Annotated in this window: 22 protein-coding genes, 1 pseudogene and 1 riboswitch; of the genes and pseudogenes, 11 read left to right on the plus strand and 12 right to left on the minus strand. The window is 74.0% G+C overall.

The window, feature by feature from the left end; translation table 11 throughout:
- Positions 1-270: pseudogene (locus AB0P35_RS26520) on the plus strand (hypothetical protein); the annotation flags it as partial.
- On the opposite strand, the gene AB0P35_RS26525 reads toward AB0P35_RS26520, so the two are convergent.
- A complete protein-coding gene (locus tag AB0P35_RS26525) occupies positions 271-1,989 on the minus strand; it encodes a GAF domain-containing protein (protein ID WP_363515222.1) in 1,719 nt (572 codons plus the stop codon).
- A 195-nt stretch (positions 1,990-2,184) separates the two neighbouring features.
- On the opposite strand from AB0P35_RS26525, the gene AB0P35_RS26530 reads away from it, so the two are divergent.
- Together AB0P35_RS26530 and AB0P35_RS26535 are read left to right on the plus strand one after the other, a co-directional pair.
- Entirely contained in the window at positions 2,185-3,228 is a 1,044-nt protein-coding gene (locus AB0P35_RS26530) for an alcohol dehydrogenase catalytic domain-containing protein (RefSeq protein ID WP_363515225.1), read from the plus strand.
- A gap of 11 nt (positions 3,229-3,239) precedes the next feature.
- Positions 3,240-3,971 (plus strand): pyridoxamine 5'-phosphate oxidase family protein, encoded by a 732-nt coding sequence (locus AB0P35_RS26535; RefSeq protein WP_363515228.1) that lies wholly within the window; start codon positions 3,240-3,242, stop codon positions 3,969-3,971.
- 22 nt (positions 3,972-3,993) lie between these two features.
- Here AB0P35_RS26535 and AB0P35_RS26540 read toward each other — a convergent pair whose 3' ends face one another.
- Positions 3,994-4,116 (minus strand): hypothetical protein, encoded by a 123-nt coding sequence (locus tag AB0P35_RS26540; protein WP_257018854.1) that lies wholly within the window; start codon positions 4,114-4,116, stop codon positions 3,994-3,996.
- Between the two features lie 230 nt (positions 4,117-4,346).
- Here AB0P35_RS26540 and AB0P35_RS26545 point away from each other — a divergent pair, with 230 nt between their 5' ends.
- Both AB0P35_RS26545 and AB0P35_RS26550 read left to right on the plus strand, forming a co-directional pair.
- A complete protein-coding gene (locus AB0P35_RS26545) occupies positions 4,347-5,324 on the plus strand; it encodes an ATP-binding cassette domain-containing protein (protein ID WP_363515231.1) in 978 nt (325 codons plus the stop codon).
- Positions 5,321-6,139 carry an ABC transporter permease gene (locus tag AB0P35_RS26550; protein ID WP_363515234.1) on the plus strand — a complete coding sequence of 273 codons (819 nt, stop codon included), beginning with the start codon at positions 5,321-5,323 and terminating at the stop codon, positions 6,137-6,139. The genes AB0P35_RS26545 and AB0P35_RS26550 overlap by 4 nt, the downstream gene beginning before the upstream one ends.
- Before the next feature lie 23 nt (positions 6,140-6,162).
- On the opposite strand, the gene AB0P35_RS26555 is transcribed toward AB0P35_RS26550, so the two are convergent.
- From AB0P35_RS26555 to AB0P35_RS26575, 5 genes are all read right to left on the minus strand, one after another.
- Entirely contained in the window at positions 6,163-6,330 is a 168-nt protein-coding gene (locus AB0P35_RS26555) for a hypothetical protein (RefSeq protein ID WP_363515237.1), read from the minus strand.
- Positions 6,331-6,346: 16 nt separating this feature from the next.
- Entirely contained in the window at positions 6,347-6,703 is a 357-nt protein-coding gene (locus AB0P35_RS26560) for a PRC-barrel domain-containing protein (RefSeq protein WP_363515240.1), read from the minus strand.
- A gap of 120 nt (positions 6,704-6,823) precedes the next feature.
- Positions 6,824-6,988 (minus strand): hypothetical protein, encoded by a 165-nt coding sequence (locus tag AB0P35_RS26565; protein ID WP_179419231.1) that lies wholly within the window; start codon positions 6,986-6,988, stop codon positions 6,824-6,826.
- Positions 6,989-7,059: 71 nt separating this feature from the next.
- Positions 7,060-7,596, minus strand: coding sequence for a cupin domain-containing protein (locus tag AB0P35_RS26570; RefSeq protein ID WP_363515243.1), 537 nt, complete (start codon positions 7,594-7,596; stop codon positions 7,060-7,062).
- Between the two features lie 145 nt (positions 7,597-7,741).
- A complete protein-coding gene (locus AB0P35_RS26575) occupies positions 7,742-8,488 on the minus strand; it encodes a TetR/AcrR family transcriptional regulator (protein ID WP_363515246.1) in 747 nt (248 codons plus the stop codon).
- Positions 8,489-8,582: 94 nt separating this feature from the next.
- Here AB0P35_RS26575 and AB0P35_RS26580 point away from each other — a divergent pair, with 94 nt between their 5' ends.
- Together AB0P35_RS26580 and AB0P35_RS26585 are read left to right on the plus strand one after the other, a co-directional pair.
- Entirely contained in the window at positions 8,583-10,031 is a 1,449-nt protein-coding gene (locus AB0P35_RS26580; RefSeq protein ID WP_363515249.1) for a DHA2 family efflux MFS transporter permease subunit, read from the plus strand.
- 68 nt (positions 10,032-10,099) lie between these two features.
- On the plus strand, positions 10,100-10,483 hold the full coding sequence (locus tag AB0P35_RS26585; RefSeq protein WP_095871295.1) for a VOC family protein: 384 nt from the start codon (positions 10,100-10,102) through the stop codon (positions 10,481-10,483).
- A gap of 23 nt (positions 10,484-10,506) precedes the next feature.
- Here AB0P35_RS26585 and AB0P35_RS26590 read toward each other — a convergent pair whose 3' ends face one another.
- Positions 10,507-11,076 (minus strand): hemerythrin domain-containing protein, encoded by a 570-nt coding sequence (locus AB0P35_RS26590; protein ID WP_363515252.1) that lies wholly within the window; start codon positions 11,074-11,076, stop codon positions 10,507-10,509.
- 249 nt (positions 11,077-11,325) lie between these two features.
- Here AB0P35_RS26590 and AB0P35_RS26595 point away from each other — a divergent pair, with 249 nt between their 5' ends.
- The gene (locus tag AB0P35_RS26595) at positions 11,326-12,600 is read left to right on the plus strand and encodes a hypothetical protein (protein WP_363515358.1); all 1,275 of its coding nucleotides are present in this window, start codon (positions 11,326-11,328) and stop codon (positions 12,598-12,600) included.
- Positions 12,601-12,661: 61 nt separating this feature from the next.
- Here AB0P35_RS26595 and AB0P35_RS26600 read toward each other — a convergent pair whose 3' ends face one another.
- Positions 12,662-14,521: a transglycosylase domain-containing protein gene (locus AB0P35_RS26600; protein ID WP_363515255.1), complete on the minus strand. Its 1,860-nt coding sequence runs from the start codon at positions 14,519-14,521 to the stop codon at positions 12,662-12,664.
- Between the two features lie 698 nt (positions 14,522-15,219).
- Between AB0P35_RS26600 and AB0P35_RS26605 the strand changes: the two genes are divergently transcribed.
- A complete protein-coding gene (locus AB0P35_RS26605) occupies positions 15,220-16,278 on the plus strand; it encodes a magnesium and cobalt transport protein CorA (RefSeq protein WP_363515258.1) in 1,059 nt (352 codons plus the stop codon).
- Positions 16,279-16,324: 46 nt separating this feature from the next.
- Positions 16,325-17,479: a glutamate--cysteine ligase gene (locus tag AB0P35_RS26610; RefSeq protein ID WP_363515261.1), complete on the plus strand. Its 1,155-nt coding sequence runs from the start codon at positions 16,325-16,327 to the stop codon at positions 17,477-17,479.
- Between the two features lie 135 nt (positions 17,480-17,614).
- On the opposite strand, the gene AB0P35_RS26615 is transcribed toward AB0P35_RS26610, so the two are convergent.
- The 3 genes from AB0P35_RS26615 to AB0P35_RS26625 form a co-directional block, all read right to left on the minus strand.
- Positions 17,615-18,808, minus strand: coding sequence for a S1 family peptidase (locus AB0P35_RS26615; protein ID WP_363515264.1), 1,194 nt, complete (start codon positions 18,806-18,808; stop codon positions 17,615-17,617).
- Between the two features lie 357 nt (positions 18,809-19,165).
- On the minus strand, positions 19,166-19,609 hold the full coding sequence (locus AB0P35_RS26620; protein WP_363515267.1) for a hypothetical protein: 444 nt from the start codon (positions 19,607-19,609) through the stop codon (positions 19,166-19,168).
- 83 nt (positions 19,610-19,692) lie between these two features.
- Positions 19,693-20,955 carry an MFS transporter gene (locus AB0P35_RS26625; protein WP_363515269.1) on the minus strand — a complete coding sequence of 421 codons (1,263 nt, stop codon included), beginning with the start codon at positions 20,953-20,955 and terminating at the stop codon, positions 19,693-19,695.
- Positions 20,956-21,108: 153 nt separating this feature from the next.
- On the opposite strand from AB0P35_RS26625, the gene AB0P35_RS26630 reads away from it, so the two are divergent.
- Positions 21,109-21,672 carry a TetR/AcrR family transcriptional regulator gene (locus AB0P35_RS26630; protein WP_257018849.1) on the plus strand — a complete coding sequence of 188 codons (564 nt, stop codon included), beginning with the start codon at positions 21,109-21,111 and terminating at the stop codon, positions 21,670-21,672.
- A gap of 180 nt (positions 21,673-21,852) precedes the next feature.
- Positions 21,853-21,966, plus strand: a riboswitch (SAM riboswitch).
- Positions 21,967-21,975 lie beyond the last annotated feature (9 nt).

Here is a 21,975-nt window from a genome sequence, read left to right on the forward strand (position 1 = left end):
CTGTCCACCGAACGGGACGACCCGGCGGACTGGCTGAGGGCCGGTCTGGCACTGCAGCACGTGCTGCTGGTCGCCACCGTCCACCAGGTCCGCGCATCGATGCTGCACCAGGCCGTCGAGTGGCCCGAGCTGCGGTGGGAGATGCGGGACCCGTCGCACGGGCCCGGCTGCGTGCAGATGATCCTCAGGCTCGGCTACGGCCCCGAAGGCGCCCCGACACCGCGGCTCCCGGTCACCGACAGCATCGACGAGGACGACCGGGACGAGTGATCAGGCGGCCGGCAGCGGGACCCGCCAGACCAGCTCCGTCCCGCCCCCGGGGCGGGTGTGGGCGTCGAAGCCGCCGCCGAGCGCGGCGGCCCGCTCGGCGAGGTTGGCCAGCCCGCTGCGCCGCCCGTCCGCGGGCAGCCCGACACCGTCGTCCGTGACGGTGAGGACCAGGTCCGTGCCGGCGGCGAGCGACACCTCCACGGCGCCGGCTTCGGCATGCCGTGCGGCGTTGGACAGCGCCTCCTGCAGCACGGCGAGCACCTCCTGGGCCACCTCCGGCGGGACGGTGACGTCGAGCAGGCCGGTCATCCGCAGCGCCGGGGTGAACCCCAGCACCGGCACCGCCCGCTCCACGACCTCGACCACCCTGGCCCGCAGCCCCTGGCCGGCGGGCCCCGACCGCTTGGTCCGGAGGCCGAAGATGGTCGACCGGATCGTCTTGGCGGTCTCGTCCAGGTCGTCGATCGCCCGCAGCACCCGTTCGGTGGCGTCGGGGTGGTCGATGAACCGCGTGGCCCCCTGCAGGGTCATCCCGGTCGCGAAGAGCCGTTGGATGGCCAGGTCGTGCAGGTCCCGGGCGATCCGGTCGCGCTCCTGGAGCAGGGCGACCTGCTCGGAGTCGCGGCGCCGCTCGGCCAGCTCCATCGCGACGGCGGCCTGCGCGGCGAAGCCCTTCAGCGGCGCGGACTCGTCGTCGTCGAACAGCGCGGAGCCGGTGGTGCGTGCCAGCATCAGCACCCCGCGGATGCCGCCCTCCGCGGTGCCGACCGGCACGGCGACCGCCGGCCCCAGGCCCTCCCAGCGGGGCGGTCCGGCGGTGATCCGCGGGTCCTTGCGGACATCGGTGCTGACGACCAGGTCGGCCGTGCGCACCGCGGCGCCGGCGAACGAGCCCTCGGTCGGCAGCACCAGCCCGTGGTGGTCGGCCGCCCGCAGCCCGACCGCGATCTGGACCTCCAGCTCGGCCGTCCCCGGCAGGCAGAAGGCCACCACCGCGAGGTCCGCGCCGGCGATCTCGGACGCCCGGGTCACGAGCAGGTCCAGCACCTCCTGTTCCGGGCTGCCCGAGAGCAGGGCGTTGGTGATCTCCGCGCCGGCGGTCAGCCAGCGCTCCCGCAGCCGGGCGCGGGTGTAGAGCCGGGCGTTGTCGATCGCCACACCGGCCGCCACCGCGAGGGTGGCAAGCACGGCCTCGTCCTCGGCGTCGAAGCCCCCGCCGCCGCGCTTCTCGGTCAGGTACAGGTTGCCGAAGACCTTGTCCCGCACCCGGATCGGCACGCCCAGGAAGCTGTGCATCGGCGGATGGTGGGCGGGGAAACCGACCGACGAGGGGTGGTCGGAGATCTCGTCGAGCCGCAGCGGCACCGGGTGCCGGATCAGTTCGCCCAGCAGGCCGCGGCCCAAGGGCAGCGGGCCGATCCGCCGCCGCTGCTCGTCGTCCACCCCGACCGGGACGAACTGGGAGAGCGTGCGGTCCTCGCCGATCACCCCGAGCGCGCCGTACTCGGCGTCCACCAGCGTCACCGCCGCCTCGACGATGTGCCGCAGCGCCTGAGTGAGTTCCAGGTCCCGGCCGACGTCGAGCACGGCCTCCAGCAGGCTGTGGATCCGGTCCCGGGCCTGCCGGGCGGCGTCCAGGCGGGCCTGGAGCTCGTCCAGCAACTCGTCCAGGCGGAGCTGGGGGAGCGGGGACGACCCGTTCTCCGGGGAGCTTCCCACCGCGTCCTCCGTGCTCGTCGGATGCCCGGCTCCCAGCGTAGGGGCCGGGCCGCGCCCAGGGCGGGAACGGTGGGGCCGCCCGGCCCTGCCGCCGGACCGTCCGGCCCATGGTGCCCGCCGCCGGCCGGACCCGACGCTGGAGAGGAGAACCGGCAGCGGGCCGCCGCGCCGGGACCTCCGAGGGAGTGACCGGACATGAAGGCGCTGACATTTCACGGGCCGGGCCGCCGGGTCTGGGGCGAGGTCCCCGATCCCGTCCTCGCCGACCCCGAGGACGCGATCGTCCGCGTGGACGCGGTGACCATCTGCGGCACCGACCTGCACATCCTCAAGGGCGACGTGCCCGAGGTGGCCGAGGGCAGGGTGCTCGGCCACGAGGCCGTCGGCACGGTCGTCGCGACCGGCCGCGGCGTGCGCACCGTGGCGGCCGGCGACCGGGTGCTCGTCTCCTGCATCTCCGCGTGCGGCCGCTGCGCCTCCTGCCGGCAGACGGCGTACGGGCAGTGCACCGGCGGGGGCGGCTGGATCCTCGGCCACCTCGTCGACGGGACGCAGGCCGAGTACGTGCGCACCCCCTTCGCCGACACCTCGCTGCACCGGCTGCCGCCCGAGGTCACCGACGAGGCCGCCCTGATGCTCGCGGACATCCTGCCCACCTCCTTCGAGGTCGGCGTCCGCAACGGGCGGGTGGGCCCCGGCGACACCGTCGTGGTCGTCGGCGCCGGCCCGATCGGACTCGCCACCATCGCCACCGCCCGGCTGTACAGCCCGGCCCGGATCGTCGCGGTCGACCCCGCGGAGAGCCGGCTGAAGGCCGCCGGACAGGCCGGCGCCGACAGCCTCCTCACCCCCGGGGAGGCGGACCGCGCGGCCGCGGACGGCCTGGGCCGGGAGGGCCGCGGCGCCGACGTGGCGATCGAGGCCGTCGGTCTGCCGGAGACCTTCGAGCAGTGCACCCGCCTGGTGCGGCCCGGCGGCCGGGTCGCCAACGTGGGTGTCCACGGCAGGCCCGCGACCCTGCACCTCGAGGACCTCTGGATCAGGAACATCACCATCACCACCGGCCTCGTCGACACCAGCAGCACCCCGCTGCTGCTCGACATGCTGGCGGCCGGCCGCCTGCCGAGCGGCGACCTGATCACCCACCGCTTCGGCCTCGACGAGATGCAGGAGGGCTACGACGTCTTCGCCGACCCCGCGCGCACCGGCGCGCTCAAGGTGGCCTTCTTCCGCACCTGAAGGAGCCGGACATGCTCGACAACACCGCTCCACCGCCGATTCCGGTCACCCCGGACGACATCGCCCGACGGGTCGTCTCCCGGTGCCGGCAGCTCGGCCTCACCCAGGACGAGGCGGCCGCCCGGGCCGGCATGTCGGCCCGCTACGTCGGCTACCTGCTGGACTTCGGGCCCGGCTTCGACCCCGACGCCGTGTTCCGCCTCGCCCGCGTCCTGGGCTTCACCGTCGCCGACCTGGTCGAGGGGCGTGCGGACGCGCCGCCCGGCCGTCCCGCCGCCGCGCCGCACCCGCGGCTGCTCAGACTCACCGAGGAGGAGTGCTGGGAGCGGCTCGGCACCCACGGCATCGGCCGGATCGCCCTGCCGGGCCACCGCTTCCCGCTGGTGCTCCCGGTCAACTACACCGTCGACGGCACCACGCTCGCCTACCGCACGGCCGACTTCGGGGTGGCGGCCACCGCCGCGGGCGAGGACGTCGGCTTCGAGGTCGACCGGGTGGACGACCGGCGCAGCACCGGCTGGAGCGTTCTGGTCGGTGGCCGGGCCGAGCGCGTCCGCGACCCGGCCGAGGAGCAGCGGCTGGCCGGGCTCGCCGCCACCGAGGCCTGGGCGGGCGGGAACCGGCAGTTGTGGATCCGGATCGTCCCGGCCACCGTGACCGGCCGCGTCATCCGGGCCGGGAGTCACACCGCCCCGGGCGCACCGGCGGACGCCGTGGCCTCGGACCCGCCGGGCCGGGCCTGACGGCCGGCCCTGCCGCGCCGGCTCAGCGGCGGCCCAGGAGCCTCGCCAGCAGACCGGGCCGGCCGGCGGCCCGGTCCGTGCCGTCCTTGTCACAGGTGCAGCGGTCGGCCCGGGGAACCCCGGCGAGCACCTGGTCGACGTGCATGCCGCACCCCGCGTAGCCGGCCTTTCCGCAGCTGCGGCACACCGTCCGTCGACACATCGCACAACTCCCGGTCCCGGGCCCGCTCGGGGCCGTCCTCACGTTTCGCCCCCACCATACCCCGTGGGGTATCCGACCGGAGTGTCCGACCGGACGGGCCGGCGGGAGGGAGACTGGAAGTTGTGCCGGGCCCGCGGTGCGGGCCGGGCGGTCGCGGGACGGAGGGACGGCGCATGGGGCAGCCGGCGATCAGCGTCCTCGGGCTGAGCAAGCGCTTCGGGCCCATGACCGCGCTGGACGACGTCCGCTTCGACGTGGCACCGGGGACGGTCTTCGGCCTGCTGGGGCCGAACGGCGCGGGCAAGACCACCATGATCCGGATCCTGACGACCATCATCCGCCCGACCGCCGGGCGCGCCGAGGTGCTCGGCCACGACGTGGTGCGCCAGGCGGCCGCCGTACGGCGGCTGATCGGGCTGGCCGGCCAGTTCGCCGCGGTCGACCCCAACCTCACCGGACGGGAGAACCTGCGGCTCATCGGCAGGCTCACCCACGCCCCCCGGGGCCAGGTCCGCCCCCGCGCGGCCGAAATGCTGGCACGCTTCCGCCTCGAGGACGCCGCGGACCGGCCGGTCCGCACCTACTCCGGCGGCATGCGGCGCCGCCTCGACATCGCCGCGGCCCTCGTCGCCGAACCGCCCGTGCTCTTCCTCGACGAGCCGACCACCGGCCTCGACCCGCAGAGCCGGATCGCCCTGTGGGACCTCATCCGCACCCTGGTGGACGACGGCACCACCGTCCTGCTCACCACCCAGTACCTCGAGGAGGCGGACCGGCTGGCCGCCCGCGTGGTCGTCGTCAACGAGGGGCGGATCATCGCCGACGACACCCCGGCCGCCCTCAAGGCCCGCCTCGGGGACACCGTGATCGAGCTCGCGATGGGCGACCACCGCCGCGCCTCCCGCGCGTCCGAACTGCTCGCCGACCGCCTCGGCGCCGCCCCGCAGCAGGAGGGCGACCTGCTCAGGATCGGCGCCCAGGACAGCGCCCGGCTGCTCATCGACATCCTCCGGGTCACCGACGAGGCAGGGCTGGCGCCGCGCCGGGTCGCCGTCCGCGAGCCCAGCCTGGACGACGTCTTCCTCTCCCTGACCGGCCACCGCACCCGCACACCGGAGCCGGCCGCCCACTCCGCCGAGGCACAGTCATGACCGCGATCGCCGCCCACCGCCCGCCCGTCCCCGCCCGCCTGCGCACCGGCGTCGCCGCCGTCGCCCGGGACGGCGGAGCGGTGGCCTGGCGCAACCTCATCGGGCTGCTCCGGGTGCCCCGCCTGCTGGTCTTCTCCTTCATCCAGCCGCTGGTCTTCGTGCTGATGTTCCGGTACGTCTTCGGCGGCGTGGTGTCGCCCGCGCTCGGCCCCGTCCACTACGTCGACTTCCTGGTCCCCGGGATCTTCGTGCAGACCGCCGTCTTCGGCTCGATGAACACCGCGATCGGCCTGGCCACCGACATGCAGACCGGCCTGATGGAGCGGTTCCGGTCGCTGCCGATGGCACGCTCCGCCGTCCTGGTGGGCCGGACGACCGCCGACCTCACCCGCAACGTCTTCGTGGTCGCCCTGATGACCGCCGTCGGCTTCGCGATCGGCTTCCGGATCCACGCCGGCGTCCCGGCCTTCCTGGGCGGGGTCCTGCTGGTGCTCGCGTTCGGCTTCGCGATGTCCTGGATCTTCGCCGTCGTGGGCCTCGCGGTCGGCGACCCGGAGACCGCCCAGGCCGCTGCCTTCCCGATCCTCGCGCCGCTGGTGTTCGCCTCCGCGGCCTTCGTCCCGGTCGCGACCATGCCCGGCTGGCTCCAGACCTTCGCCGCCCACCAGCCGGTCTCCCGCACCGCCGAGGCCGTCCGCACCCTGGTCCTCGGCGGCCCGGCCGCCGCCGACGTCTGGCAGGCCCTCGCCTGGGACGCCGGCATCGTCGCGGTCTTCGCGCCGCTCGGCGTGTGGCTCTACCGCCGCGCCGTGTAGCCGGGCACCGCGGGGCGGGTCCGTCAGCGGGTGGGGCGGCGGCCGGCGCGGCGGAGGCGGGAGCCGGCCAGTACGAGGGCCACCAGGAAGACGGCGATCCCGATGACGAGCAGGTAGAACAGGCCGTGCGCGGCGGCGCCGATGATGCCGAGGACGATCGCCACCAGAATCAGGAAGAGGATCCACGCCATGCGTACGGCCCTCCGGTCAGCGGCGGGCGAGGCGGCGTTCGCCCCCGGCACCGGTCGCGTACTCGAGCGCGTAGTGGGCGAACACCGCGGGCTCCTGCTCGGCGGCCAGGACGCCGTCGACGTCGATCGACGGCGAGTCCTTGACCAGGGTCTTCGGGTAGGCCACCTTGAGGTAGCCGGGGCCGGCCGTGGCACCGCCGAGAGGCACGAACACGAGCCGGTGGCGGGTCGGCAGGCCGACCGTGACGGTGGCGAACGACGGTTCGTCCGTCGCGGTGTCGACGTACACGGACTCCAGGGTGCCGATCTTCTTGGCGTCCTGGTCCACCACGTCGTGCTGGCGCCATTCCCGGATGTCGGCGAGCTGGATCATTCACGGCCTCCCGGACGCTGGGTCCTGTCCATCCTGCCGCCGCAGCCCCACGCCCAGCCACCCGGAGCGCCGCCGCACCCGCCGGGGGCACAGGCGACGAGGACGGTGCGGACGCTGCGGTCACGGTGCCTCGGCGTCGGCCGCGGGCGGCTCCGGTTCGTCGTCGTCCTCGGCCTTGGCGCGCACGTCCGCGGGTGTGGGGGCAGTGATCGACCGCTCCTCGGCGGAGCGCTCCCGGGTCTGCTCGTCCGGGCCCGTGGTGTCGTCGTCGTGGGTCCTGGTCATGGCCTCGTCCTCTCGGGGAGTTCGTGTGCCGACACAGGGGCGGCTGCCCAGGACCGCCCGGGACTACACCGTCAGGTTCCCTCGGGGCGGGCGTACAGGCCGGGCAGGTTGACGACCACGGCCTCCTGGGTGCTGCGGGCGATGACGACGACGGCCTCCTCCTCGGGGTCGGGGTTCTCCTCGCGGTGCGGGACGAACGGCGGTACGAAGACGTAGTCGCCGGGCCCGGTGCGCAGCCGCACCTCGACCGGTTCGCCGGAGGAGTCGTCCACGAAGACGAACTCCGGGTGGCCGCTGACCACGTGGATCGCGGTCTCCGACTCGCCGTGGTGGTGGTCGGAGGAGGCCGTGGCGGGTGCCACGTGGGTCTGGCCCATCCAGAGCTTCTCCGAGCCGACCGTGCGGCCGCTGATCGCCGCGAAGCGGCGCATGCCGCCGGTCTGCGCGGTGTCGCCGTCGAGCTCGCCGGCCTTGATGTGGTGGAGCTGGGCCCGCGGCGGCGCGGCGGCGGCGCCGTCGTCCGGCAGGTGCGGATGGAAGCCGTCGCCGGCGCGGCTCGCCCGGGTCCCGCCGGCGGCCGGGTCGGTGGGGCGGGGGGCGGTGGACATGGCGGCTCCCTGGACTGGGACTGAGGCGCGGGGGATCGGCGGACGGCTCAGCAGCGGCGCAGTCCGGACGCTAGGCGCGCCGCACAAACGACGTCAAGAGGCGCCCTCTGCCCGAGCGGCCCAACCCGCCCTTCCGGGGCGGGCCTCACGGATCCCGGCGTGAACCCGGGAGCCCGTCGATCATCAGGCCGAGGGTGAAGTCGAAGCGGTCGTTGACGGTTCCGGCGGTGAGCTCGGCGGCGTAGCGCTTGGTCCGGGGGAAGGTGTCGGGCAGTGCGGCGAACCGGCGCAGCAGTTCGTCGCGGCTGACGACCCAGTCGTCGTCACCGCGGCCGAGCCGTCTGTCGGCCAGGGAGACCTCGAGGCTGTAGGCGCCGACGTAGAGCATCAGTGCGTCGATCGCCCAGGCGGCGGCCTGCGGGTCGATGCCGCCGACGAGCAGGATGGCGAGCATTCCCTCGCTGACGCGCAGCGTGTCGAGGTTGGAGGGGGCGGCGGCGAAGGCCGCCCGGGAGATGCCCGGGTACCGCAGGTACTGGTCGCGCAGCTGGGTGCAGACGTGGGTGATCTGCTGCCGCCAGGCGGCCGCGTCCGGCTCGGGCAGGTCGATCTCGGCGCACAGGCGGCCGATGAGCAGCTCGTCCAGGTCCTCCTTGTTGACCACGTGGGCGTAGAGCGAGGAGGGCCCGGTCTCCAGCGCGGTCGCCAGGCGCCGCATCGTCAGGGCTTCGTAGCCCTCTTCCGCCACCATGCCGAGCGCGGTGTCGATGATGGCGTCGACGGTGATCGGCTTCTTGCGCCCGCCGGACGGTCCGCGCCGGGTTGCGGGTGTGCTCGGGCCGGTGCCGAGCTGGTGCCGCGCTGCGCGCCGTTGTTCCGGAGTCGGTGACATGAGGCCAGTCTAGCGAATCGGCGAACAGTGTTCTGCACCATGAAGAACAGTGTTCGTATTGAACAGAACAGTGATCTGATGTAGAACGGTGTTCGTGTCCACTGACCAGCGCCCTTCCGAGGCGCCTCCCACCACCAACACCCTTCCGCCGCGCACCGCGTGGCTCGTCCTGGCCGTCGTGTTCATGGCCGACCTCATGGATCTCATCGACTCCAGCGTCGCCAACCTCGCCGGCCCGTCCATCCACGCCGACCTCGGCGGCGGCCAGGCGACACTGCAGTGGGTGCTGAGCGCCTACACCGCGGCCTTCGCGCTCGGCCTCGTCACCTCGGGACGGCTCGGCGACCTGCTCGGGCGCCGACGGCTCTTCCTGCTCGGCATGACCGGCTTCACGCTGGCGTCACTGGCCTGCGGTCTCGCCCCCAGCCCGGGCTTCCTGATCGTCGCCCGCACGCTGCAGGGCCTGTGCGGGTCGGTCATGATCCCGCAGGGGATGGCCCTGGTGAAGGTCGTCTTCCCGCCCCAGCACCTGCGCAAGGCCCTGATCCCGATCGGCCCGCTGATGGGCCTGGCCACCGTGGCCGGGCCCGTCCTCGCCGGCTGGCTGCTCCACCTGGACCTGTTCGGCAGCCAGTGGCGCTCCATCTTCCTGATCAACGTCCCGTTCGGCGTCATCGCCGGCCTGCTCGGCCGGCGTGTCCTGCCCCGTCACGGCGGGGAGGACCCGGCCGCCCGCCTCGACCTCACCGGTGTCGGCCTGCTCACCGCCGCCTCGGCCCTGCTCATCGTCCCGCTCATCCAGGGACGCGAACTCGGCTGGCCCGCCTGGACGTACGCCATGATGGCCGCCGCGGTCGCCCTGCTCGCCCTGTTCGCCGTCTCCGAACGGCGCAGCAGGCACCCGGTCATCACGCCGTCGCTGTTCCGCAGGCGCAGCTTCGTCGTCGGTCTGATGATCGTGGGCGGGTTCTACGCCTCACTCAGTGCGTTCGTCCTCGTCGTCAACCTGCTGCTGCAGCAGGGCCTGGGCTGGACGCCGCTGCACACCGGCCTCACGCTGCTCCCCTGGGCCCTCGGCACCGCCGTCGCCGTGCTGCTCGCGGGTGCCGTGCTCGCCGAGAGGCTGGGACGCGCCGCGCTGCATCTGGGTCTGTCCATCGCCGTCGTCGGCCTGCTGGCCCTGTGGTGGTCCGTCGCCCACTGGGGCGCCGACATCACCGTCTGGAGGCTGGCGCCGGCGCTGCTGGTCACGGGCTTCGGCTCCGGGCTGGTGTTCGTCCCGCTGGTCGACTTCATCCTCGGCGACGCCACCGCCGAAGAGGTCGGCACCGGCGCGGGCATGCTCAACGCCGTCCAGCAGTTCGCCGGTGCGATCGGCGTCGCCGCGCTCGGCACGGTGTTCTTCACCCGGGCCGGGGGCGCGACCGTCCCATCCTCCCTCGCCGCCGCGGAGCTGGTCTTCGGCATCGCCGCGGGACTGAACCTGCTGACGCTGCTGCTGGTGGGCCTGCTGCCCGAGCACGCCCAACGGGCGCACGGCTAGGCCGGGTTCCTTCGGATCGTCCGCTCGTCGGTGCGTGCGTTCCGGGGTGTCCACCTACACTGACGGGCATGGCATGCCGCATCAGTGAGCTGGTCCTCGACGCGGCCGACGCGGATCGGCTCGCCGCATTCTGGAGCGAGGTCCTCGGCTACGTCGAACTCGGCCGGGAGGACGACGGAAGCATCGAGATCGGGCCGCCCGACGCGGGCTTCGGCGGCCCGCAGCCCACCCTCGTCATCAGCCCCAGCAGCGACCCGCGGACGGGGAAACTGCGGCTGCACATCGACGTCAGCGCCACCGACCGCGATCAGGACGCCGAGCTGGAGCGGCTGCTCGCCCTCGGCGCCAGGCCCGTCGACGTCGGCCAGACCGGCACCGAGAGCTGGCACGTCCTGGCCGACCCGGAGGGCAACGAGTTCTGCCTCCTGCGCACCCGGATCCGGCCCGTCTGACCACGTGAGGTGGGTCGCGGCGGTCAGTCCGCCGCGGGACGCGCGCTCGCCGAGTCGACGGAGCCGGCCCACTTCGGGTCTCCCCGGTCTCCGACCCGGCCGATCGGCCCGATGTCGGGTGCGGGCGGTCTGCCGGCCGCCGGAGGGGCGGGGGCGGCCGACCTGGATCGGCGTACGCGGACGCCGAGTTCGTCCAGCTCGGCCCGGGTGCAGGCCGCGCGCAGGGCGGGGAGGAGGGTCCGCTCGACGTCCCGGATGTGCGCGGCGACCTCGGTGACCAGGATGTTCGCCAGTCCCGCCAGGCCGGGGTCGCCTGCCCGCCTGCCCTCGATCTCCCGCAGCAGGCGCCGGACCCGCGCCCGGTCCGCGGCCTCGCGGTCGGCGATCGCGTCGCCGTCCGGCACGTGGGCGCGGAGCGCCGGGTGGAGGTGGGCCTCCTCGGCCGCGGCGTGCCGGAGGAGTTCGGCCGCCGCCTCGGCGAGCAGGGACCTGCGGCGCTCTCCGGTGTTCTTCAGAACCCGGGCGAAGAGCTCCTCGATCCCGCGGTGATCCGTCTCCAGCTCCCTGATGACGTCGCCGCCGTGGCCTGCCATCGCGCCTCCTCCGGTCCGGGGCCCGTGCGGTGCGGGCCGGTTGCCGGACGGTTGCCCCGTGGGGCTCCGCGCACACCTGCCGATCGTCCCGGATGCACCCGCCGTCGACCGGCCGTGGATCGTAGGCAACCTGACACACGGTCAGAGGCGTTCTTGATGGTGAGTGGTGGCCGGTCCGCCGCCCACCACTCGGCACCAGTACGCACCGGCAGCCTCCGCACGGCTGCCTCCAGTGAATCGGGTCAGATGATGAGAACCTCACGCATCCTGGTCGGCCTGCTAGCGGCCGGCGTCGCCGGGGCCGTCGGCGCGGCGCTGCTGCCCGACCCCGAAGGCGACCCGAGGCCCGCGGGCACAAGACCGGCCGCCGCGGCGGGCACCTCGGCGGCGCCGGCGACCACGGCCGCACGGCCGACCCCGCCGCCCTCCCGGTCGCCGTCGCCGACCTGGGACGGCGTGGTCCGCCCGATGGGCGACGGCTCCACGTCCGACACCGGGCCGCAGCCGAACCAGCCGCCCGTGGAGAAACTGAAACCCGGTGAGAAGCCGCCGCAGTTCGTGGTGTTCTCCTGGGACGGCGCGCTGGAGAACGAGGACCACCTGTTCTCGCACTTCCGCCAGGTGGCGAAGGAGAACAACGCCCGGATGACGTTCTTCCTCAGCGGCATCTACCTGGTGCCGCAGTCGAAGCGCTCGCTGTACCACCCGCCGCAGCACGCGGCCGGCGCGGCCGACATCTCCTTCCCGACCGACGCCCACCTCAGGACCACCCTGGAGCAGGTCCGGCAGGCCTGGCTGGACGGGAACGAGATCGGCACCCACTTCAACGGCCACTTCTGCGGCGCCAAGGGCGGCGGCGACTGGAGCGTCGCGGAGTGGCAGAGCGAGCTGGACCAGGCCCGCTCCTTCGTCACCGACTGGAAGACCAACACCGGTCTGAAGGACGTACCGGCGCTGCCCTTCGACTACACCCGCGAACTGGTCGGCGGCCGTGCCCCCTGCCTGGAGGGCCAGAAGAACCTGCTGACGGCCGAGAAGGCGGCCGGCTTCCGGTACGACGCCAGCTCCCCGGGGGAGTTCCAGGTCTGGCCGGCCAAGAAGGACGGGATCTGGAACTTCCCGCTGCAGCTCGTCCCCTACCCGGGCAAGCCCGTCCAGGTGCTGTCGATGGACTTCAACTTCCTCGCGAACCAGTCGGGGGACAACACCAACGGCGATCCGAAGAAGTACGCGGAGTGGGAGAGGCAGACCCGCGACGGCTACCTCAACGGGTTCGAGCGGGTCTACAACGGCAGCCGCGCACCGCTGTTCATCGGCAACCACTTCGAGACCTGGAACGGCGGCATCTACATGCAGGCCATCGAGGACGTGGTGAAGGGCGTCTGCAAGCGCGAGGGCGTGCGCTGCGTCTCCTTCAAGGAGCTCGCCGACTGGCTCGACGCCCAGGACCCGCAGGTGCTCGAACGGCTGCGCGGCCTCGACCCGGGGCAGCATCCCGCCGACTGGTCCACCGTGGTCAAGTAGCCGCCCCGGGGCCGGGCGCCGGACGTGCCGGCGTCCGGCCCCGGTCCTCGCGGGCCGGCCGCTACCCGGCGGGCTGCCGGGCGTAGGCGGTCCAGATCCTGGTGGGGTAGACGGAGGCCGGGTCGTCGGGTCCGGCGCCGCCGATCCCGTCCACGGGCGCGAGCTTCAGGCTCGTCGGGTCCATCCGGAAGACGGTGACCGCCGTGCTGACCATGCCCTGGTAGCCGACGTACCAGCCGGCGGTCCGGTCCTCGGTCGTCCCGGTCTTGCCCGCCGCGCCGGGGCCCGCGGCGGCCGCCTCGTGGGCGGTGCCCTCGCGGACGGCCTCCTTGAGGGCGTCGTCGACCTGGTCGGCGACCGGCTCCGGGAGCGCCCGGACGGCGGCCGGCCGGGCCACCCCGACCGGGCCGCCGTTCCGCGTCACCGAGGCCACCGAGTACGGGTCGGTGTGCATGCCGCCGGCCGCGAAGGTGCCGTACGCGGCGGCCGCGCGGATCGCGCTGGGGCGGGAGGTGCCGAGCGAGAAGGACGGCACCAGCTCGCCCAGGGTGTCCGGCAGCAGCCCCAGGGACGCCGCGGTGGCCCGGACCCGGTCCAGGCCGACGTCCATGCCGAGCTGCATCATCGGGCCGTTCACCGACTGCGCCACCGCGCTGCGCAGGCTGGTGCTGCCCCAGTTCCGGTGGCCGTCGTTGGCCGTCTTCGCCATCCGCCCGTCCCGGCCCCAGTACGGGCCCTCCGGGGTCTGCACGGGCACCCCGTCACGGCCGTCGTAGCGGGTCGTCGGGTGGACCGGGCCGCGCCCGCCCTCCCGGCCCCTCTGCACGCCCTGGCCGAGCCCGGCCGCGTAGACGATCGGGGTGAAGGCCGTGCCGAGCGGCACGTTCGAGGTGTTGGCGTCGTCGAAGCCCTGTTTCAGGTAGTCGGGCCCGCCGTACACGGCGAGGATCCGCCCGTCCGAGGCGACCGACGCGGCGCCGACGTGCACATGGCGGTCGGCCTCCCGCGCCGGGTCCAGGACCGGGCCGGCGGTCTTCACGGCGGCGCCGAGCGCGGCCGTCCGCTGCCGGTCGAAGGTGGTGTGGATCTGGTAGCCGCCCAGGTCCAGCTGGGCCGGGGTGACGGTGGAGTGGCCGATCAGGTAGCTCTCCGCCAGGTCCACCAGGTACCCGGTCTGCCCGGCGAGGCCGCGGGCGACCGGCGGCGCCACCGGCTCGGGGAAGGCGGTGTACGTCGCGCGTTCGGCCGCGGACAGCTTCCCGGTCGTCACCATCCGGTCCAGGATCCAGGACCACCGCTCGACCGCCCGCTGCCGGTTCTCCGCGCCGAGCGCCGGGTCGTACAGCCCCGCGCCCTTGAGCAGCGCGGCCAGGAAGGCCGCCTCGCTCGGGTTCAGCTTGGACACGTCCTTGCCGTAGTACGCGGCGGCGGCCCGCTGGATGCCGTAGCTGCCGCGGCCGAACCAGCTGGTGTTGAGGTAGCCGGAGAGGATCTCGCGCTTGCTCAGCCGCTGGTCCAGCTTGACCGCGATGACGATCTCACTGGCCTTCCGGGAGACGTCCTGGCGCTGGTTCAGGTAGGTGTTCTTGACGTACTGCTGGGTGATGGTCGAGCCGCCCTGGGTGTCGCCGCCCGTGACAACGGCCCAGAGCGCCCGGCCGATGCCGGTGGGGGAGACGCCCGCGTCCGAGTAGAAGGTCTCGTTCTCCGCGGCCAGCACGGCCCACTGGACGGACTCCGGCACCCGCTCCAGCGGCACCTCCTGCCGGTTCACCTGCCCGGTGCGGGCCATCTCGGTGCCATCCGCCCAGTAGAAGACGTTGTTCTGCTGGGTGGCGAAGGAGTTGAGGTCCTCGGGGACCTCGGTGCTGACGAACAGCCAGCAGACCGCGCCCGCCAGTGCGGCCGCGCCGGCCGACACCACTCCGAGCAGCAGCCGCCAGGACGGCAGCCGTAACCGGAACCCGCGCCGGCCCGGCCGGAGGCGGTCCGGCCGCAGCCGCCGGAGCACCGCGCGGACCGGTCTCGCCCGGGCGCCCGTCCGGCGCCGCCTCCCCGGTGCCGCTGTGATCCTCCGGCGCTGTCCTGGCTCGCGCACGCTCCGCTCCGCTCCGTCGACGACAGGAAGTCCCCCCGTCCGTACAGACGCTCCACGGACCCGCCGACGGCGTGTGATCTTTGCCATGCTCGCGTCGGGAACTTCTTCCCGGCCTGAGGAACCCCCGCCCGGCGATCGGGGGTCAGCGGCCGAGGGCGTCGGCGAGCTGCGCCCAGTTCGCCTCCGAGCGGCCGTGGATGTCACGCTGCCCGGCCTCGTTGTAGAGCTGGTCGCACCTGGGCCCCGGGCGCCGGAGTGCGAACGCTGCCCGCCGCGCCGCGAGGAGGACATGTCCCGGAGGGAGGAGCGGCCGGCGGTCCTCGACTCGCCGTGCCGTACGCGCTCGTGCGGCCTGCCCGGCGGCGCGCACACCCCGGCGGCCGCGCCCCACGCCTCCCGGCGGCCCGCCGCTGAGCGCGGCGCGGCGAGGGGGAGGAACATCAGGTGCCGTGGAGGCACGGCGCGCCGTGCCCGCGGACGGGCGACAGCGGCGCGGCCGGGAGGACGCGAGGAGAACGGCCATGATCGTGGACTGCGCGCACTACCGCGACGGGCGCCGGCAGCACGAGGGCGCGATGCCCCTGGAACAGGCGGCCGCCCACGCCGGACAGGGCGGATTCGTCTGGCTGGGCGTCTTCGAACCCGGCCCCGAGGAGCTGGCCGGCGTCCAGCGGACCTTCGGACTGCACGAACTGGCCGTCGAGGACGCGCAGGCCTTCCACCTGCGCCCGAAGGCCGAGCAGTACGAGGACGGCACCGAACTGATCATCCTGCGCACCGCGCGCTACGACGACGAGCGCGAGGAGATCGACACCGGCGAGATCAGCATCTTCCTCGCCGAACACTTCGTGATCACCGTCCGGCAGGGCATCGCGAGCGAGCTGGCCGGCGCCCGCAGCCGCCTCGAACGCCGCCCCGATCTGCTGCGCACCGGCAGCGTCTCGACCCTGTGGGCGATCCTCGACCAGGTCGTCGACGGCTACGCGCCCGTCGTCGCGGAGCTCGACCGCGACATCGAGCAGATCGAGGAAACCGTCTTCTCCGGCACGATCGCCCCCACCGAGCGGATCTACTCGCTGCGCCGCGAGGCCACCGACTTCTACCGCGCCGTGCACCCGCTGCTCTCCGTGGTGGCCCGCCGTCTGCAACCCGGCCGTGCCCCGGGCGAACTCCTGCCCTACTTCCGCGACGTGCACGACCACCTGCTGCTGGTCAACGAGGAGGTCGCCGCCCAGCGCGACCTGCTGGCCACCGTGCTGGAGGCGAACATCGCGGTGATCTCGGTCGAGCAGAACACCATCAACCTCCGCCAGACCGCCACCATGGAGCGACTCACGATCGTCGCCACGGTGTTCCTGCCGCTCTCCTTCGTGGTCGGCTTCTTCGGACAGAACTTCGCCTGGCTGGTCCGCAACATCAGCAGCTTCACCGCCTTCCTCGTCCTGACCGTCGGCGGGCTGCTGCTGCCCTGCCTGCTGCTGTACCTCTGGCTGCGCCGCCGGCGCCGCCGCCCCGCGGCGCCGATGCCCGGCGGAGACGGTCTGCCGCACCGGGGCGCCCGTCCACCGGACGCGGCCTGATCCCCGCCCGGATGTGGTCATCGGCCGGACGTGGTAGCCCGGAGTCATGGACGCAGGCACCGACACGCCAGGCGGGGGACGATCCACCCCGGCCACGGAGGGCCGCCCGACCGTCGGCGTCGAGGAGGAGTACCTGCTGCTCGACCCGGAGAGCGGCCTGCCGGTGCCACGGGTCGACGCGGTGCGGGGGATCGCCGGGCTGCACCCGGCGGTGCACCACGACGAACTGCAGAACGAGCTGCTGCAGGCACAGGTCGAGGTCGCCACCCCGGTCTGCCAGGACCTCGACGAGGTCGGCGGGCACCTGCTGCGGCTGCGGCACGCGCTGGCGACGGCGGCGGAGGCCTCGGGCTGTCGGCTGGCGGCCTGCGGAACCGCCCCGTACGCGCCCTCCGTGCCCCCGGAGATCGTCGACGCCCCGCGCTACCACCGGATCCGGAGGACAGTCTCTCGGCTGGCCGACGAGGCCATGATCAACGGCATGCACGTGCACGTGGCCGTCCCCGACCCGCAGACCGGGGTCGCGGTGCTCAACCGCCTCCGGCCCTGGCTGCCGGTGCTGACCGCGCTGTCGGCGAACTCGCCGATCTGGTACGGCACCGACACCGGCTACGCGAGCTGGCGCACGGTGGTCTTCGGCCGCTGGCCGATCAGCGGGATCCCCCCGCGCTTCGCGGACGCCGAGGACTACGAGCGCCGCATCGACCACCTGCTGGAGGCCAAGCTGATCCGCGACCGCGGGCAGCTGTACTGGCAGGCCCGGCTCTCGGCCAAGTTCCCGACCGTGGAGCTGCGCTCGATGGACGTCCAGCTGCGGGCCGACGAGGCCGTCATGCTGGCCGGGCTCGTCCGCGCGCTGGTCGTGTCGGTGACGCGGGACGCCGCCGCCGGACGCCCGCCGGACACGCGGACGCCGGAGAGCCTGGAGGGCGCGGCCTGGCACGCCGCCCGGTACGGCCTGGACGGCACCCTGCACGAGCCGGCGACCGGGCTGTCCCGGCCGGCCGGCGAGGTCGTCGGTGCCATGCTGGAGCGACTCGGCCCCGTCCTGGAGGCCCTGGGCGACACCCGCGCGGTGGCCCCGCTGGTCCACCGTCTGCTGGCCGAGGGGAACGGCGCCGAACGCCAGCGCCGGCACCTGGCGGAGCACGGACGCGCCGGACTGATCGCCCTGATCGCGGCGGAGAGCGCGGCGTCCTGAGGGCGGCAGCCCTGAGCATGGCATCCCTGAGCGCGGACGAACGACGTGCAGCGCCGCAGGCCGCCCACGGGCCGCCCGCGCGATTCGTGCACGGGCGGCCCACGCGGGACCGGGCGGTGCGGGAGGTCGGACCCGTCAGGCGGTGACCAGCGTCAGGCCGTACCGGGAGAGGATCTCGTTGACGGGCTGGAACCAGGTCTGGCCACCGGAGGAGCAGTTGCCCCAGCCGCCCGAGGTGACGCCCTGGGCCTGGTCGCCGGTGATGAACGAGCCGCCGGAGTCGCCGGGTTCGGCGCACACGCTGGTGCGGGTCAGCTGGTAGACGGCGCCCTGGCTGTAGTTGACCGTCTCGTTGAGGCCGAGCACCGTGCCGCAGTGCCAGTGCGTGGTGGAGCCGGAGCGGCACACCGAGGAGCCGACCGGCGCCTGCCAGGAGCCCCGGACGAGTGCGTCGCTGACGGTGCCCCAGCCCAGGACGACGGGCACCGTCCACCAGCCGTTGCCGATGCGGATGTAGGAGTAGTCGTTGCCGGGGAAGGAGGAGTCGACGAACGAGCCCATCGCCGAGCCGTCCCAGCCGACCACGCTGCTGCCGGCCCGGCCGCAGTGCCCGGCGCTGACGAACCCGCCCTGCACCGCGAAGCCGATGGAGCAGCGGGTGTTGCCGTTGATGTAGTACGGGTCGCCGCCCACCACGCCCGCCGAGAGGGTGCGCGGGGTCTGCTGCGCGGTCTCCTCGACCGTCACGGGCCCGGTCGCCCGGGCGGCGTCGAGGAAGGCCTGCACCCGGCCGTCCTGGCGGGCGCCGGCCGCCACGGTGACGACCACCGCGTTGCGGCGCGGGTCGACACGCCAGCCGGTGACGGCGGCGGGGGCCGGCCGGTTTCTGCTCACGGTGTCGACGGCGGCCTTGGCCCGGTCGAGGGCGGCCTCGGTGCGGGCCGCGGGAGCGGTGGCCGCGCCCGCGGCCCGCACCACCTCGGCACGTGACGAATCGGTGAGTCCGACGACCAGGCGCCCCTGGGCCGGGTCGAACCAGGCGCCGCCGTAGGCGGCTCCGGCGAGTTCGCGCACCCGGGGGAGCAGCCGGGCCGCGGTCGTCTCCTGGCCGAGACGCGTACGGGCCTGATCCTGCGTCAGCCCCAGGTCGTGCTGGAGCGCGCCGACCAGCCCGGGGTCGGCGACGGGGGCGGGGGCGGGGGCGGGCTGTGCGGCGGCCGCTGCCGGAGCGGTGTCCGGTGCGGCCGTCGCGGGGGACAGGCCGAAGCCCAGCGACGTGAGGGCGAGCAGGGCGGGCAGCACCACCCGTATGCCGTTGACGTGCCTCATTGCGGGGGTTCTCCTCGGTTCGGGCAGGCGGACGGCCTGCAAGGGGGAGAGCGCTCTCAGAGGTACTGGTCCAGACCGGTGTCATGAGCTTCACAGCGTTGTGTGTTCACGTCAATGCCTTCAACGGGCTTTGCTGCCTGGAGAGTTGCCGATCACGGGGGTGGGACTGCCCGGCTCGGTGCCCGGCGAGCCACAGCAGTGTGCTCCGGGACGGGCGGCAGGACGGTGTTGCACGCAGTCGGCACGGCAGCCGGCCGGCGAGGCGTCGTGGCTGGTAGTGACGGGTGAAAGGCAGGGCTGGTACGGGATCCGACCGCTCTGAACGCGCTCTCACCGACTGGATGGCCCAGGGGCCTGTCAGGCGAGAGCCGGGCTCGTCAGATCGAGCCTGAGCAGGTTCCCCCAGTCGTTGGTGAAGACGGCGTTCGTGCCCTCGTAGCGCACTCCGACGAACGGGTTGGAGAGATGCATCACGGCGACCCACCGCAGCGAGCGGTCCGCGTCTAGACGGGCGAGGTAGCCGATGTTGCCCATGCCGTCCGCGCCCCCGCCGGACATCCACCCCGAGCGGTTCGGCAGCGCGGTCTCGAAGTTGGTGGCGACCCCCTCGATGCCGTGCCGGCCGACGGCCAGGGTCACGTCGAGCGGTGCGCCGATCCGGAAGGGAATCGGTTGGCCGGCGTCCGGGTGGTACGCCCCCGGGCCGTCGACCTGCAGCACCGAGGCGGTGTCGTCCGGCCGGTACAGCCCGTCGTGGTGCGGCATCGTTCCGGCCCGCCAGAGCCCCTCGACCGTTCCCATCGCCCCGCCCCACCGTCGACCGCGACCCGTCGGCTCCGACGTCCGGCTGCGCGCAAGGAGAGAGGGTATCCGGGATCCGGTCGTCAGCGGAGGCGGTCGTCCGCCGTGCGCAGCGCCTTGCGCCGGGATGCGGTGAGTGCGGCCACCGCCGTGACGGCGAGCAGGGCCACGGCCGCGGCGTAGACGTGTGCGGCGGTCCGCAGGCCGACGTGCACGGTGGCGGCGCCTGCGGCGACGGCGGGCACGCTCATGGAGAGGTAGCTGAGGACGTAGTACGCGGCCAGCGTCGAGGCGCGGTCCTGCTCGTCGAGGGTGTCGAGCGTCATCCGCAGCGCCCCCTGGGAGACGGCGCCGAAGGCGACGCCGGCGAGGGCGGCGCCGCCGTGGACGGCGAGCAGGCCGCCGCCGTGCAGCCCGAGCAGGCTCAGGGCTGCCGAGGGGACGACCGCCAGGGCCCCGCCGGCGGTGGCGGCGAGCGGCGCGGTCCGCCGCAGCGTCCACACGGTGAGCGCGGCCGCGGCGCTGACGGTGAAGAAGACCAGGCCGCCGGCCGCCTGCGGGGCGCCGGGGGCGACGAGGTGGACGAGCGCCGGCCCGAGGGCGGAGTAGAGGCCGCCGAGGGCCCAGACCGCGACGATTCCGCTGCCGGCGGTCAGCAGGGCGTGGCGGGCCGACGGCGGCGCCGCGAGCCGCGGGCGCAGGGACCGCAGTGCACCGGCGCGCCGGTGGGCCGTCTCCGGGGTGAACGCCACCGCGATCGCCTGGGCGGCGACCAGCGCGGCCAGCAGGACGTAGACGGTGGCCGTGGGGGCGGGGGCGAAGCGGACGAGGACGGTGGAGAGCAGCACGCCGGCGGCCATGCCGGCGACCGGGGCGATGCTGTTGGCGAGGGTGGAGCGGCCCGGATGTGACGGGTCCTCAAGGTCGAGCAGGGCCGCGCCCGCGGCGCTGGTGGCCGCGCCGGTGGCAGCCCCCTGCAGGACTCGGGCCGCGATCAGCGGCCCCGCGCCGTCCGCCGCGGCCGGGAGCAGCACGGACGCGGCCTCCAGCGCCAGGGCGCCCGCGAGCACGGGGCGCCGTCCCAGGTGGTCGGAGAGCGATCCGACGGTGAGGAGGGCCACCAGCAGCGTCAAGGAGTAGGCGCTGAAGACCACCGTGACGGTCAGGGCGGACAGCTGCCATCGGTCCTGGTACAGCGGGTACAGCGGCGTCGGCGCGCTGGACGCGGCCAGAAGGGCCGCCAGGACCGACGCGTGGAGGCCGAAGGGCGCCCTGCGCGTCGCGGTGCCGCCGCGGACTGCCGTGCGGGGTCGGGTCGAGGGTGCGCCCGCTGTGACGCCGGACATGGGACTCCTTGCGCTAAAAGCGATTCGTTTGCTTTAAGTCACGGTAGGGCCTGTCGTTTGTTAAGGCAAACGATTGGCTTTTGTCGGTGGCCGGTCTCGGTCGGCCACTGGCGTGAGGCACTTGAAGCAATGGATTTGCTTTAAGCTGGTCGCATGAGTTCCAGACCGATGGTGCGCCCCGGCGGGCGCAGCGCCCGGGTGCAGGCGGCGGTGCACGCCGCCGTGCGCGAACTGGAGTCGGAGGTGGGTCGCGACGCGCTGACGGTGCCCCTGGTCGCCGACCGCGCGGGGGTCACCCCGTCCACGATCTACCGCCGCTGGGGCAACCTGCAGGAGCTGTTGTCGGACGTGGCGGTCGAACGCCTGCGGCCCGAGGCGCCGCCCGTGGACACCGGGCGGCTGGCATCCGATCTCGCGGCCTGGGCCGAGCAGTTCCTGGAGGAGATGGCCTCCGCCTCGGGCCGCGCCTACGTCCGCGACGCCCTGCTCGGCGACCCGGACGGCAGCAACGCCGGGCAGTGCTCGGCCTACGCCGCCGAGCAGATCGCCGTCATCCTCGGCCGTGCGGCCGACCGCGGAGAGGGCGCGCCCGACGTCGAGACGGTCCTCGACCGTGTCGTCGCCCCCGTCATGTACCGCATCCTCTTCCGCCCCGACCTGCTCGACGCCGCCTACGCCCGCCGGCTGGTGGCCGCACTGCTCGACGCGCCGGCGTAGGCCTTGCCGGCGCGTTCCGGCGGGGCGTGGGGTAGGCGGGCGTTCAGCGTGCGCTGCCGATGGTGCGGTCGGTGTCGGCGCCTTCGAGCATGCCGGGCGGAGCAGACTTCTTGACGCTCCGACGGTTGGGCGCCCAGACTTCGGGGGACGGTCACGACAGTCAGCGCCCACCGCGCAGGCCTTCTTGCCAGGTGGGTCATCGGCCCCGGTCCGCTGACGGGCAACCCTTCCACCGCGACGGGGTGCCCCGGGTGACGACCTGGCCCCGCCGGAGCGGCGGGACAAGCGCGGCCACGCCTCGTG

Origin of the sequence: Kitasatospora sp. NPDC085879 (genome assembly GCF_040686255.1) — a bacterium.
In the GTDB taxonomy this organism is placed as follows: domain Bacteria; phylum Actinomycetota; class Actinomycetes; order Streptomycetales; family Streptomycetaceae; genus Kitasatospora.